Annotated in this window: 10 protein-coding genes and 1 pseudogene; 9 read left to right on the top strand and 2 right to left on the bottom strand. The window is 69.2% G+C overall.

What is annotated here, in order from left to right:
• Positions 1-41 precede the first annotated feature (41 nt).
• The 4 genes from ACZ32T_RS06105 (at position 42) to mycP (ending at position 5,899) form a co-directional block, all read left to right on the top strand.
• On the top strand, positions 42-2,375 hold the full coding sequence (locus ACZ32T_RS06105; RefSeq protein ID WP_467365592.1) for a xanthine dehydrogenase family protein molybdopterin-binding subunit: 2,334 nt from the start codon (positions 42-44) through the stop codon (positions 2,373-2,375).
• 110 nt (positions 2,376-2,485) lie between these two features.
• Positions 2,486-2,995 (top strand): hypothetical protein, encoded by a 510-nt coding sequence (locus ACZ32T_RS06100; protein WP_467365590.1) that lies wholly within the window; start codon positions 2,486-2,488, stop codon positions 2,993-2,995.
• A 91-nt stretch (positions 2,996-3,086) separates the two neighbouring features.
• Positions 3,087-4,505: a WXG100 family type VII secretion target gene (locus tag ACZ32T_RS06095; protein ID WP_467365588.1), complete on the top strand. Its 1,419-nt coding sequence runs from the start codon at positions 3,087-3,089 to the stop codon at positions 4,503-4,505.
• 26 nt (positions 4,506-4,531) lie between these two features.
• Positions 4,532-5,899: a type VII secretion-associated serine protease mycosin gene (gene mycP / locus ACZ32T_RS06090; RefSeq protein WP_467365681.1), complete on the top strand. Its 1,368-nt coding sequence runs from the start codon at positions 4,532-4,534 to the stop codon at positions 5,897-5,899.
• Positions 5,900-6,266: 367 nt separating this feature from the next.
• On the opposite strand, the gene ACZ32T_RS06085 is transcribed toward mycP, so the two are convergent.
• Positions 6,267-6,866 (bottom strand): hypothetical protein, encoded by a 600-nt coding sequence (locus ACZ32T_RS06085; RefSeq protein ID WP_467365586.1) that lies wholly within the window; start codon positions 6,864-6,866, stop codon positions 6,267-6,269.
• A gap of 161 nt (positions 6,867-7,027) precedes the next feature.
• On the opposite strand from ACZ32T_RS06085, the gene ACZ32T_RS06080 reads away from it, so the two are divergent.
• The 5 genes and pseudogenes from ACZ32T_RS06080 to ACZ32T_RS06060 all read left to right on the top strand — a co-directional run bounded on the left by ACZ32T_RS06080 (position 7,028) and on the right by ACZ32T_RS06060 (position 12,499).
• Positions 7,028-7,453: a hypothetical protein gene (locus ACZ32T_RS06080; RefSeq protein ID WP_467365584.1), complete on the top strand. Its 426-nt coding sequence runs from the start codon at positions 7,028-7,030 to the stop codon at positions 7,451-7,453.
• A 13-nt stretch (positions 7,454-7,466) separates the two neighbouring features.
• Positions 7,467-9,818, top strand: coding sequence for a hypothetical protein (locus tag ACZ32T_RS06075; protein WP_467365582.1), 2,352 nt, complete (start codon positions 7,467-7,469; stop codon positions 9,816-9,818).
• A 25-nt stretch (positions 9,819-9,843) separates the two neighbouring features.
• Positions 9,844-10,524: a hypothetical protein gene (locus tag ACZ32T_RS06070; RefSeq protein ID WP_467365580.1), complete on the top strand. Its 681-nt coding sequence runs from the start codon at positions 9,844-9,846 to the stop codon at positions 10,522-10,524.
• Positions 10,525-10,547: 23 nt separating this feature from the next.
• Positions 10,548-11,129, top strand: a complete 582-nt coding sequence (locus ACZ32T_RS06065) for a hypothetical protein (protein ID WP_467365578.1) — start codon at positions 10,548-10,550, stop codon at positions 11,127-11,129.
• 402 nt (positions 11,130-11,531) lie between these two features.
• Positions 11,532-12,499: pseudogene (locus ACZ32T_RS06060) on the top strand (MarR family transcriptional regulator).
• Here ACZ32T_RS06060 and ACZ32T_RS06055 read toward each other — a convergent pair.
• The gene (locus ACZ32T_RS06055; protein ID WP_467365576.1) at positions 12,416-12,907 is read right to left on the bottom strand and encodes a hypothetical protein; all 492 of its coding nucleotides are present in this window, start codon (positions 12,905-12,907) and stop codon (positions 12,416-12,418) included. The pseudogene ACZ32T_RS06060 and the gene ACZ32T_RS06055 sit on opposite strands and share 84 nt — an antisense overlap.
• Positions 12,908-12,933: the final 26 nt, after the last annotated feature.

Below are 12,933 nucleotides of genomic sequence, written 5' to 3'. Positions count from 1 at the left end.
ACCACCAGCCGCCACAGCGGAGCGAACGACAAGGAGGCGGCGTGACCAGCGACGCAGCCACCGCGACCAGCACCACGCACACCCCACCGCCGCCCGACGGCCCCGACCCGGCCCAGGAGACGCCCGCGCTCGGACTGGGCGCCTCGCTGCCGCCCGCCGACGCCCGCGCCAAGACGGAGGGCACCTTCCCCTACGCGGCCGACCTGTGGGCCGAGGGGCTGCTGTGGGCCGCGGTGCTGCGTTCCCCGCACCCTCACGCGCGCATCGTCTCGATCGACACGGCGGCCGCCGCCGGCATGCCCGGGGTGCGCGCGGTCGTCACGCACGAGGACATCCCCGGGGACGGCTCGTACGGCCGCCGGGTCGTCGACCGCCCCGTGTTCGCCTCCGAACTCGTACGCCACCACGGCGAGGCGATCGCCGCCGTCGCCGCGGACCACCCCGACACCGCACGGCTGGCCGCCGCGGCGATCACCGTCGAGTACGAGGTCCTCGAACCGGTCACCGACCCCGAGAAGGCCTTCGCCGCCGAGCCCCTCCACCCCGACGGCAACCTCATCCGCCACATCCCGCTGCGTTACGGCGACCCGGACGCCGTGGGTGAGGTCATCGTCGAGGGCCTGTACCGCATCGGCCGTCAGGACCCCGCCCCAATCGGGGCCGAGGCCGGCCTCGCCGTGCCCCGCCCCGACGGCGGCGTAGAGCTCTACACGGCCTCCACCGACCCGCACACCGACCGCGATCTGGCCGCCGCCTGCTTCGGCCTGGACCCCGAGCGGGTCAAGGTCGTCGTGACCGGTGTCCCGGGAGCGACCGGCGACCGCGAGGACCCCGGCTTCCAGATCCCGCTGGGCCTGCTCGCCCTGCGCACCGGCTGCCCCGTCAAGCTGGCCGCCACCCGCGAGGAGTCCTTCCTCGGGCACGCCCACCGCCACCCCACCCTGCTGCGCTACCGCCACCACGCGGACGCCGAGGGCCGGCTGGTCAAGGTCGAGGCACAGATCCTCCTCGACGCGGGAGCGTACGCCGACTCCTCGTCCGAGTCACTGGCCGCCGCCGTGGCCTTCGCCTGCGGGCCGTACGTCGTCCCGCACGCCTTCATCGAGGGCTGGGCGGTCCGCACGAACAACCCGCCCTCCGGACATGTGCGGGGCGAGGGCGCGATGCAGGTGTGCGCGGCGTACGAGGGCCAGATGGACAAGCTGGCGGCGAAGCTGGGCATCGACCCGGTCGAACTCCGGCTGCGCAACGCCCTGTCCACGGGCGACCTCCTGCCCACCAGTCAGACCGTGACCTGCCCCGCACCCGTCGCGGAACTCCTCGGCGCGCTCCGTGACTTCCCGCTCCCCGCGCTCCCCAAGGACACGCCGGAGGACGACTGGCTGCTCCCGGGAGGCCCGGAGGGCGCCGGCGAACCCGGAGCCGTACGCAGAGGTGTCGGCTACGCCCTGGGCATGGTCCACATGCTCGGAGCCGAGGGCGCCGACGAGGTCTCCACGGCCACGGTACGGGTCCATGACGGGGTCGCCACGGTCATCTGCGCGGCTGTCGAGACCGGCCAGGGCTTCACCACCCTCGCCCGCCAGATCGTCCAGGAGACCCTGGGCGTCGAAGAGGTCCACGTGGCGGCGGTGGACACCGACCAGCCCCCCGCCGGGCCGGCGACGCACGGCCGCCACACATGGGTATCGGGCGGCGCGATCGAACGCGCCGCCAAGATGGTCCGTACGCAGCTCCTCCAGCCGCTGGCCCACAAGTTCGGGATGTCCACGGAGCTCCTCCAGATCGCCGACGGCAAGATCACCTCGTACGACGGTGTGCTGTCCACGACGGTCAGCGAGGCGATGGAGGGCAAGGAACTCTGGGCCACCGCCCAGTGCCGTCCCCACCCCACCGAGCCCCTGGACGAGTCAGGACAGGGCGACGCCTTCGTGGGCCTGGCCTTCTGCGCGGTCCGCGCGGTGGTCGACGTCGACGTCGAGCTGGGCTCGGTCCGGGTGGTCGAGATGGCGGTCGCCCAGGACGTCGGCCGGGTACTCAACCCGTCGCAGCTGGCGACCCGCATCGAGGCGGGCGTCACCCAGGGCATCGGCGCGGCCCTCACGGAGAACCTCCGCACCGCCCGCGGCCTGATCCGCCACCCGGACCTCACCGGGTACGCGCTTCCGACGGCCCTGGACGCGCCGGACATCCACATCGTGAAGCTGATCGAGGAACGCGACGTGGTGGCCCCCTTCGGCGCCAAGCCGGCCTCGGCGGCCCCGGTGGTGACATCCCCGGCAGCGGTGGCCTCTGCGGTCCGCGCGGCCACGGGCCGCCCGGTCAACCGTCTCCCGATCAGACCGCAGGCGGCGGTGGCCTCCCCCAAGTCGTAACGCTTCGGATGTGGTTACGCACCGCATGTGCAACCTGGGGCACCGTGTGTCACCGGTGCTGGTTACAGTGACTCGGTAGCTGTAGTCGGCTGTATCCGGGGGAGGGCGCTGTGCTGCCGAGTGAGGGTGGAGCGGCGGGACTGGCGGCGGTCCCGATGCTGGGGTTCGCAGGAGCGGGCATCGCAGCGGCGTCTCTGGCGACGGAGCTCACGTCGTTCACGAAGTTCCGTAGCCGGATAGACGAACTTCTGCGCGACCTGAAGGAGTCCCCTGCGGGACCCGGGAAACTGGCCGAGGACCCCATGTCCCGCCAGCAACTCGGCGGCGGCGACAACCGGTGGGCCGAAGCCGCCTCGCTGTTCACGTCGTACCGGACGGTGATCACGGAGCTGGAGACGCTGTCCAAGCTGCTCTCGGACTGCATCGAGGGCATGAGCATCGCGGTGCTCGCCTCGCACAACGGCTACGCGAACATCGACGACGACCTGCGCCGCCGCATGCTCGCGATCAGCGCGGGGGCCGAGGAGCACTACGGGGGGAAGTACGACCCGCCGGGGCAGCGAAACGGGCAGGCGACACCGGACGTGCCCAAGCCGCTGCCGTCCACCGGAGCGATCTGATGACGACGACGTGCACGGGAACGGCACGGCGGATGGGCGGGGGCTAGGGATGGACCACGGGGAAGCAGGGCAGGGTACGCCCTTCGACAGCATGACGCACGAAACCATGTTGGCCTGGCTGGACATGGCCAACAGCGGGGCGATACAGGGTGCGTCGGACCGGCTGGTGAGCGCGGCGGAGGAGATCCGCAAGATCGCAGAGGAGATCAAGGTCCGCCCGCAGACCGTCGAGTGGAAGGGGGAGGGCGCGGATGCGTTCCGCACCTGGAGCGCGGATCTCGCGAACGCGACGCTGCGCCTCGGCGACTACAGCGAGGGTGCATCGAAGTGGCTGGCCCGGGCCTCCGACTCCCTCGCCTCGGCGCAGGTGGCCATCCCGCGTACGCACGCGGGGGCGCAGGCGAACCTGGATGCGGCGCGGGCGGCGCGGAACGACCCGGATGCGTCCGCAGTGGCGCAGAAGTCGGCTGAGACGCTGATCGCCGAGAAGGAAGCAAACCGCCAGGAGGCTGCGGCGGAGATGCGCAAACTGGCCCAGTCGTATGCGTTGTCGGCTTCGCAGATGGACGGGATGGAGAAGCCCGCGTTCCCGCCTCCGCCGGGGGCGATCGTGCCGGAGCGAACAGTTGGCTACGGTGGCTCCGAGACCTACGGTGGACCAGCCAGTGGCAGGGGAGCGGCGGTAGAGGGCGAAGGCGCGACTCGCGGGGTGATTACGCACTCCGAGTCCTCGCAGGGAACGGTCTCAGGAAGCCAAGGCGCTCCTGGCTCGTCAGCGGTCCGCGTGCCGGCCCACCTGGAAACCTCGGTCAGCACGGAGGTCAACAGCACGGCGACTCTGCCGCAGTCGTCGTCCGCGCCCTCGGTGCCACAGCAGGGGCCGCCGGTGACGGGTAGGCCGGACAGCGGTGTGCCTACTGGACTCGCCGTGCCGCCCGCGTTCGGCGGTGGCACACGGTCGAATCCAGGAACTTTCGGCAGTGCTAAGGGCGCAGGGCCGAGTGTGCGCCCACCGTCGCTGCTTGGCCAGGGCGCGCCGGGTTCGGGCTCGACCAGCCGCACGCCTCGTGATGCCGGCATCACCGGTGGTCGGCCGGTAGCTCAGCCCACAGGCCGAGGGCTTCCCGGCGGAACCGTTGTCGGCGGTGAGGGAACGCAGGCGCGGGGCCCCACGGGGAATGGCGGGATGAGTGGCGGCGGCGCCGCTCGGAGCGGGGCCATGGGCGTACGGCCACCGGCTGGTGGGACCAGCGGAGTCGTCGGTGGCCGGCCCCAGCAGGTGGGGCGTTCAGGTGAGCGTCCCTTCACGCCTGGTGGCACAGGCCTTGTCCGGGGCAACGAAAACGGGCGTGCTGCCGGACAGACGGCAGGTGGATTGCGGGCACCGTCAAGCCGCCGGCCTGGAGACCCGCGCCGTGATGAGGGCGGTGAGCGTCCGGACTACTTGATCGAAGATGAAGAGACGTGGAAGCAGGGCGGACGTCGCGCAACGCCGCCCGTCATCGACTGATGGAACGACTTCAGATAGGGACGCGAATGCCCGCCAGCGGTGTGCACAGGGTCGGGACAACGGTCATCGTTTCGGCGGCGCTCGGAACACTGCTGGTGGCTGTCACTGCAGGGACTGCCCAAGCGGAGTCGGTCCGTTCGGATCAGTGGCACCTGACAGCGATGAAGGCCGAGGAGATGTGGCAGAGCAGCACAGGGAGCGGCGTCACCGTTGCGGTGATCGACACAGGGGTCGACACGTCAACCCCTGATCTGCAGGGACAGGTGCTCGACGGGAGGGACTTCGCTCCGGGCGAATCCGGCGATGAGCACTCTGACTACGACGGTCACGGCACGGGCATGGCTGGCCTGATCGCAGGAACAGGCGACAGCCGTAGCGGAGACGGTGCCTTCGGCCTCGCGCCCGGCGCGAAAATTCTTCCTGTCCGGATTCCCGACAAGGCTGCCAACCTTGCGGAAGACATTGAGCAGTTCAACGCGAAGGTGCCTGTGGCCATCCGGTACGCAGCCGACAAGGGTGCCAAGGTCATCAACCTCTCGCTGGGTACGAGTGAGGGTTCCCAACAATTGACGGACTCGGTCAAGTACGCGACTGAAAAGGGCTCGTTGGTCTTCGCTGCAGTGGGTAACGATGCCAAGAGCACCAATAGTGTCAAATACCCGGGAGCGACACCCGGGGCGGTAGGTGTGGCGGCCATCGGCAAGAACCTGCAGAGGACAGAGGAATCCCAGTTCGGCCCCCAGGTAGACCTGTCCGCGCCGGGTGAGGAGATGATCCATGCCTGCAAGAGCGAGACAGGCCTCTGTACCTCGCACGGCACCAGTGACGCCACAGCTCTCGCTTCCGCCTCCGCCGCACTGATCTGGTCCGAGCACCCGGACTGGACCAACAACCAGGTCCTTCGCGTGCTGCTGAACACGGCCGGCGGCCCCACGACCGGCGAGGAGCGTGTGGACGACATCGGTTACGGCATCGTCCGACCCCGAATCGCCCTGACGACCCCCGGCGACCCGGGCCCCGCCGACGAGTACCCCCTCCCGGACCTGGCGGCGGCCGAGTCCTCGAAGCCCTCCGCCGAGCCGTCCGAGCCCACGGCCGGCTCCGAGGACAGCGACAGGCCGGCCGCCGCAGCACCGGCCACCGACGATGAGGGCAGTGCCGGTCTCTGGATCGGCCTGGGCATCGGCGCGGCAGCCCTCATCGGAGTCGCTGCGACCGTCCTGGTCGTCCGCTCCCGCCGCCGCAGCGCAGCCCCGGCCGCCGCGCAGTCGTACCAGCCCCCGTACCCACACCAGCAGCAGCAATCCCAGCCTCCGTACCCGCAGTACGGCCCCCCGCCCGGTGGCCCCGGAGCCAACGCGCCGCAAGGGAGCCCTCCAGGCCCGACAGCCTGACACCCGCAGGCAATACCACGCAGGGTAACGACGCGTTGCTAGGCGTCTCCAGCAGTGCCGCTCGGCGCCTGGCCCCAGCCGGTGTTCGGTAGGGCACCCGGCGGCGCGAGGAGCAGCGGGAGGTAGACGTCGTCGACGATCTCGGTGATGACACCCCAGCTGGGCCATCATCAGCCCGTACAGCAACTCCGCGTCCACGAACTGGCCCTCCTCCGGCGCCCCACAACGCCAGCGCCGGGGCAACGTGTTGACGTCCGGTGCGGGGGCATCGACGTACTGGTCGCATCCATCGGGTGCGGGCCGGGCTCACGGAGAAGAAGGCCTTGACGCAGGCGGGCGCCGCCGGGACACCGGCCCGCCTGAATGCTCAGCAGGCGCCGTCGTCGACGGTGGCGGTCAGCTCGTACTCAGGGATGGAGTTGCTGCTGCCGTCCGCGCCCGGGACGAAGACTCCGCCCTCCGAGGACTCCGCCTCCGTGAGGTGCATGCAGACGGTGGTGTCGCTACCGCCCGCCACGATCTCGTAGTCGTGGTCCTCGCCAGCTCGTTCCACGGAGACCCTGTACGAGGGACCCTGGTCCTCGCCGGCTTTCAGGACGGCCGCCTCGATCAGTGAGGTGTAGCCGTCCGTCGGGTCACGGCGGATCTGCGTGTCGGTGGCCATGGACTCGGCCGCGTCCTCGGCGGCCTCCCGGACCTCGCTGGCGCTCCAGGTCCTCTTGTCGACACCTTCGTGGACCGAGCATCCTCCGAAGACGAACACCCCGGCTGCCCCGAACGCGGCGATCCGCCCCAGCGCGAGGGCCGCGTCCGACGGCTGTCGCGGTGCGTGCGGACGTGCCCGCCAGTACAGCCGGTAGGGGCCGACCAGCGCGATGACGAGGAACGCGCCGGCGATGGAGAACAAGAAGACGACGGCGACCATGAACGCACTCCCCGCGATTCCGCTGAATCGGTGCCTGGACAAGGGGCAGAGGCTACCGGCCCGGAACCGCGCGGCCCATGTCGCGGTCGAGCCCCGGTATTCCGGCCGCTCGTTGCCCATGAGGCTGAAACCGATACGGTGAGTAGGTCGGTGGCCGCCTGTCTCGGACGAAGCGGTCTGTAGAGACGAACGTGGGGAAATTCGTGAGCTTCGAACAGGAATGGGCCGAACTGCGCGCTGCCGCAGCCGCGCGGAGCGCCATGCGGATCAACAGCGTCCCGGCCGAGGGTGGCGGGGGTAGTTCCGGTGATCTGGTGGTCAATCGGGACGACCTCGGTCGTATCGGAAATGACGCCTATGAGCTGCGGACGAAGGTGTCCCGGCAGGGCGACCACGCCCGCGCCGCCACCTTCGACGCAGCGATCGCGCTCACCAACGGCAATTTCACGAGCGGTTCGGCGGTGCTCAAGGTACATGACCGCTGGAACACGCACCTGAAGACGCTGCTGGATTCTCTTGCGCACATTTCGAATCACCTGGATTACACCAAGGCCCAGCACTCGAACGACGACGTGAAGATCAAGGGAGATCTGGCGCCGATCTCCGCGCTGTCGGATTACATGAAGTAGGGGGCGGGGAAACATGGGTACGCTCACGTTCGCGGACATAGTCGACGCCCCTGTGGGGAAGCTGAAAGCCGCGGTCGACGACTGGTCGAAGATGGCGGGCGATCTGGACAGGCTCGCCACCGAGGCCACCGACGGGATGCAGGCCAGGGCGGACAAGGCCGACTGGGGCGGCCTCAATGCCGGTGTCACGAAGCCGTTCATCGGCAAGACGGCCAAGGAGATCGCGGACGCGGCGGCCGAGGCCAAGGGCGTGAAGCAGATCCTCGAAGAGGGTCACAACGCCATCAAGAAGGCCAAGGACGACCTGATCAACATCCGGGACCACGAAGGTCCTGCGGCCGGGATCCGGGTCGACGGCAACGGCAAGGTCTCTGCACGCCATCCGGTGGAGGACATACCTCCCCAGCAGAAGGCGCACGACCCTGACTATCCCGCGCTCGTCCAGCAGGAGAAGGAGAACATCGCCTCCTGGCAGAAGAAGATCGACCTGATCGTCGACAACTGCAACGACACCGATGTGTCTTTCAAGAACTCCCTCGAAGCCAACGTCACAGACCGCAAGGACTTCAGCGCCCCGAAGTACACGAAGATGGACCAGGAGGAGGCCGCCCGGGCGGCAGACCTGGCCGCCAAGGGTCGCGACATCACGCACACCGAACTCCAGCAGCTCAACGAACTGCTGAAGGACAACAGCAAGTCGGTGGAGTTCTCGAAGAACTTCTACGAGAAGCTCGGACCGGAGAAGTCCCTCGCGTTCTTCGGCCAGCTCTCCACGGACACGTACGAGTACGGCAAGGTCGACAAGGAGCGGCTCAAGGACGTCCAGGAACTTCAGAAGAACCTGGGCCTCAACCTGGCCACCGCCTCCCACGACAAGGCGTTCTCCGACGAGTGGGGCCCCGAGCTCCGCAAGATGGGCACGGAACGCGTCCCGCTGGCCAAGTACGACTCCAACGGGCCGTACGGCTACCAGCTGCTCGGCGGCATCATGCGGTACGGGAACTACGACAAGGCGTTCCTCAACCCGATCGCCGAGCACGTGGCACAGCTGCACCAGAAGGACCCGTACATGTTCGCCGACAACAAGCAGGTGAACAGCCCGTACAAGAACCCGTTCAACCCCTCCGGCGTCAACGGTGCGGGATACGACCCGGCCACCGCCATGCTGGAGGCGCTCGGCAACAGCCCGGACGCGGCCAAGCACTTCTTCAACGACCCGCCGACCGCGTACAACGAGGACGGCACGGTCAACAAGGGCGCCACAGCCGACCTGGGCAAGAACGGCGATACGCCGATCGAGAACTACCTCGACTTCTTCGGCAACGAGAAGTGGGAGTCCTTCCCGGACGTCAACACCCTCGACGAGAACGAGCTCAAGGCGTCGCTGGACCAGATGCCCGACGCGCTGGGCCACGCACTGGAGGCGGCGACGCTCGGCTACCCGGCCGGTCACCCGGACGCGGGCGTGGTGCGGGACGACGACAACGCCGCGGTCATGCAGCAGGTCATGGAGAAGTACGGGGCGGACGCCGGCCTGCTCAAGGAGCAGGAGGCGATGTCCGACAGCCTGGGCACGATGGGCGCGGGCTACATCGACGATATCAACTGGGCTCTGGACAAGGGCGGCTCGGACAGTGTGTTCGCCCCGAAGGACTCGGGAGGTCACATCGACTTCGAGGACGACACAGAGGGCAGGAGCATCACTCGCGGCTTCCTCAGCGCCCTCGGTCAGCACCCGGACGCCTACGCGACGGTCTCGGCCGCGGAAGAGGTGTACACGCGGAGTGTGCTGGAGAACCAGGTCGACTCCAACGGGGTGATCGACAAGGGTAGCGCCCGGAATGCCGTGCACGTCGGCGCGGAGGTCCAGGGCATGCTCGACCAGTCCCGGGCCGACCAGGTCCAGGCCGACAACATGAAGAGCCACGAGGACTACGAGAAGGCCGTGGCCAAGCGCTCCGGGTGGGTCGAGTTCGGCGCGGCGGCGGGTATCGCCGCGGGTGTTGCCTTTTTGCCGGCCACCGCGGCGGTCGGGACGGCGGCCGTGCTTATCCCCCTGGCCACCGACACGGCCAGTGGTGGGCTGGAGCAGCTCGCGGGACAGGTCATCGGTGATGTATCGGACAACTCGGTCGATGCGAGTAAGGAGAAGGCCGAGGAGCTGACCAGGGAGGAATGGAACAAGATCTATCGGGCCGGCGAGTCCAGGGCCGAAGCGCCGATGGAGGACTTCCTGGGCCGCAACACCGGGGACTCGGACGAGGACAAGGTGTTCCGCCAGGACATGAAGGAGTCCATGAGGGTCGGCTACTCGACCGGTAACGAACGGGAGAACCAGCAGGGCCAGGATCCGGAAACGGGCTGACGAGAACATGGGTACCGGTGGAGGGATGAACATCGTGGGACTGGCACGGGCAGGGCGCCTGGCAGCCGCCGTCGGTTTGGTCGTGGCCGCGGGGGCGGGTTTGGCGGCCTGCGGCTCGGACGCGGAGGGCAAGAGCACGGAGGAGACCTTCGTGGGGGCCGACAAGGTCTGCGGCGGTCTGTTCGACGCGTCCTTGGCGAAGAGGGTCGAGGCGGTCACGGCTGACTCGGAGTTCTTCTATCAGAGCGGCAAGGGCCTGAAGGCCGTTGCGGAAGCGCTGACGGAGGGATACGAGGCCGGGCGTAGCTGGGCCACAGGGGCAGACCTGTGTGAGCTCAGCCCCAAGGGGGGTGGAGCCGGGGACGGAGCAGCGGTCAAGTTCTCCATGTACGCCCCGCAGGACGTGAAGGACTCGAAGACCGACCCCGGCACGGTGTCCTACACGATGGGCAAGAGGTCCGAGGCGAGGGCCACCGGAGCCTCGCTCTACCTCGAGTGCGTGAGTCCGCGGCTCAAGGGCTCGGAGGCCGAACCCCTGCGCGTCTACGGGAGCTTCTCGGTGGGGGAGAGCGATGCCCCGGACACGCCCGAGACCCGTGAGGCCAATCTGGAGATCCTTCACGCCGGGGCCCTCTCCGTGGTGAAGGAGCTGGGCTGTGAGAACAACGCGGGGCTGCCCGAAGCTCCCGTTCTCACCCCGAAGTAGAGGCGGCAGCCCCTGGGGGGAGGGTGTTCCTCGGCACGGTCGCGGTGCTGATGCTGCTGGCCGGTGCGGCGGGATGTGGCGGGAGTGAGCCGGACCACGCGGAAGCCGCGACGGTCGCGGGGCCGGACCTCTGCGGCGGCGACGCCGTGTCGGCCGGCGCGGCCGAGTCCCTGAGGGTGATCAAGGGGTCCTCGCGCTTCGAGGCGTCGGGTGAGAAGTCCACGGTCGCGAATGCCGCACAGGAGCTGACCGACGGCTCGGCGTCCTCCTCCACCGGAGACGGGGACGTCTGCCGTATCTACGCGCCGGACGACGAGCTCCGGATCACCTGGCAGCTGTCCGGCAACGCCCCGACGGACGACCCCGCCTCCAAGTTCACAGTGCTGAAGATGGGGGAACGGGCCCTGACCGCGACGGACGGCTCGTTCCTCCGGTTCGCCTGCCGGAGCGGAAAGCTGACCGGCACTGAACCGGCCCACATCGACATCGGTGTGGAGCGCGGGGGCATGCCCACGGAACCCGAGGGCGACCCTCAGGCGCTGAAAGACGCCTACGCGACCGTGGCGCACTCCTTCGCCCTGTCCATGGCGAAGGAGCTGGGCTGAGAGAACGACGGCGGCCTGAAGCCCCAGCCGACCCTGGACGCTGCCTGACCCCGGCGCTCGGGCCCCGAGTCTCGGGGGCCGAGCGCCGGGTGCGGTCCTGTCACTCGTTCGAGGGTTGGGGGATGCCTGCGGGGTCGACGCTTGAGCTTCGGGCTTCGAGGGCTGAGACGCGAGGGCCGGGGTTCGAGACGTGTTATTCACCCGGGGGGTAGGTAAGGGTTTTTGGGGAAACCTCCCCTCCCGCCAACCCCATCACGGCCAGCAAGTATGACTAATCGTGATCGAGTTGCAGCGGAGATTCGCGGCTGCTTACGGTGCCCACAACGAGACGGCCCCGACGCGGTGTTTGGCGCACCGGCCGGGGTCTGACCCAAGATCGAACACCTAGAAAGAAACGATCTCGTGGCTATCCAGCACATTAGCTCCGCCCCGCCCGCTCCCGCAGCCTCGCGCCCGTACCGTAAGGCCCACCCCGGCTACGGCAAGCAGACGGTCCCCGCTCAAGGCCCCGCCGTCGCAGGCGCCTTCGCCCTCCTCCCCGAGCGTGAACGCTACGTCGCGGCGTATGTCGACCACCTGCCCGACGGCGCGGCCATGGACATCAAGTCGCTGGCCAAGGACCTGCCGCTGTACGGCCAGATGGCCATCGGCACCACCCTGCGCGCCCTCGCCGTGGCCGGGCACCTGCGCCGTGTGCGCTGCCGGGTCGAAGGGGCCGGGCAGTGCCGGTGGGTGACGCTCACCTACTGGTCCCGCACCGCATTGACAACGAGTGGTGGACCGCCAAGCTCGCAGGCGAACCGGCCGCCGCCCCGGAGCAGGCACCCGTGCCCTCCGGCGAGCCGGCGGCCGTACCCCAGCAGCGCACAGCGGGGCGACCCGCAGTGAACGCACCCACAGCTGCCGCGGCCCCGTCCCCCGCCTACCTCGCCCTGGCCGAACTCGGCCGAAGTGAGCCCCGCCTGGCGCTCTCCGCCGCCGACTGCGCCACGCTGGAGCCGCTCGCCGCCGCATGGTTCGCGCGAGGCGTCAGCACTGACCACCTGACCTCGGCACTCACGGCCGGGCTCCCCGAACGCGTCGGTTCATCCGTAGGCCTGGTACGTCGCCGCCTCACCGACAAGATGCCGCCCCACCTGCCCGCACCGACCCAGGGACCGCCTGCCGCTCGCCCTGCGCGCGGACTCCTGGTCGAGTGCACCGACTGCGGCCGCCCCGGTCCTGCCGAAGCGCTCCCGGACGGCCTCTGTCGCCCCTGTACGACCGCGCACCCGTCGGCGGAGTCGTCAGGGACCGCAGCCCCGGCCGAGGTCGAACGCGACGTCCCGGCCCTCGTCGCAGGCCTCCGCAACCTGATGCGTACGCCCTGAGTGGTCATGTGTCGGGCCGAGTTGGGCCACCACCAGCCCGTACAGCAGCTCCGCGTCCACGAAGTCGCCGTCCTCCGGCGGCCCGCACCGCCAGCTCAGCGGGTACGTGTTGCCGTGCGCGGCCGGAATCCCCACGTATTGGTCGCGGGTCGCCGGGCCGAAGCACTTCGCGCCAGGCGGCCAGTCGAAGTCCTGGCTCGCGCCGGGTTCCAGCAGGAAGTACGTCCACCGCGCCCCTGCGATCTCCCGCACGACGGGCCCTGGATCGCCGTCCGTGAGGGTGACGAGGTGGTGCAGCACCGCCTCCCCTCGGACGCCGCGCAGTCGGATGGCATCGAAGTGGATGCCGAAGAGGCGGAGTTGTAGCCCCGATGCGGGTACCCATTCGGGGAGCTTCTTGCTCGTCATGGCTATGAGCATCACGGTGACTGCGT

It is taken from the genome of Streptomyces sp. NPDC023573, assembly GCF_055559735.1.
This window is presented reverse-complemented; position numbering and strand designations above follow the sequence as displayed.

Bases quoted from the DNA above. Each gene is read 5' to 3' on its own strand.
- ACZ32T_RS06055 (WP_467365576.1), bottom strand. From the start codon at position 12,907: ATGACGAGCAAGAAGCTCCCCGAATGGGTACCCGCATCGGGGCTACAA.
- ACZ32T_RS06095 (WP_467365588.1), top strand. From the start codon at position 3,087: ATGACGCACGAAACCATGTTGGCCTGGCTGGACATGGCCAACAGCGGG.
- ACZ32T_RS06070 (WP_467365580.1), top strand. From the start codon at position 9,844: ATGAACATCGTGGGACTGGCACGGGCAGGGCGCCTGGCAGCCGCCGTC.
- mycP (WP_467365681.1), top strand. From the start codon at position 4,532: ATGCCCGCCAGCGGTGTGCACAGGGTCGGGACAACGGTCATCGTTTCG.
- ACZ32T_RS06075 (WP_467365582.1), top strand. From the start codon at position 7,467: ATGGGTACGCTCACGTTCGCGGACATAGTCGACGCCCCTGTGGGGAAG.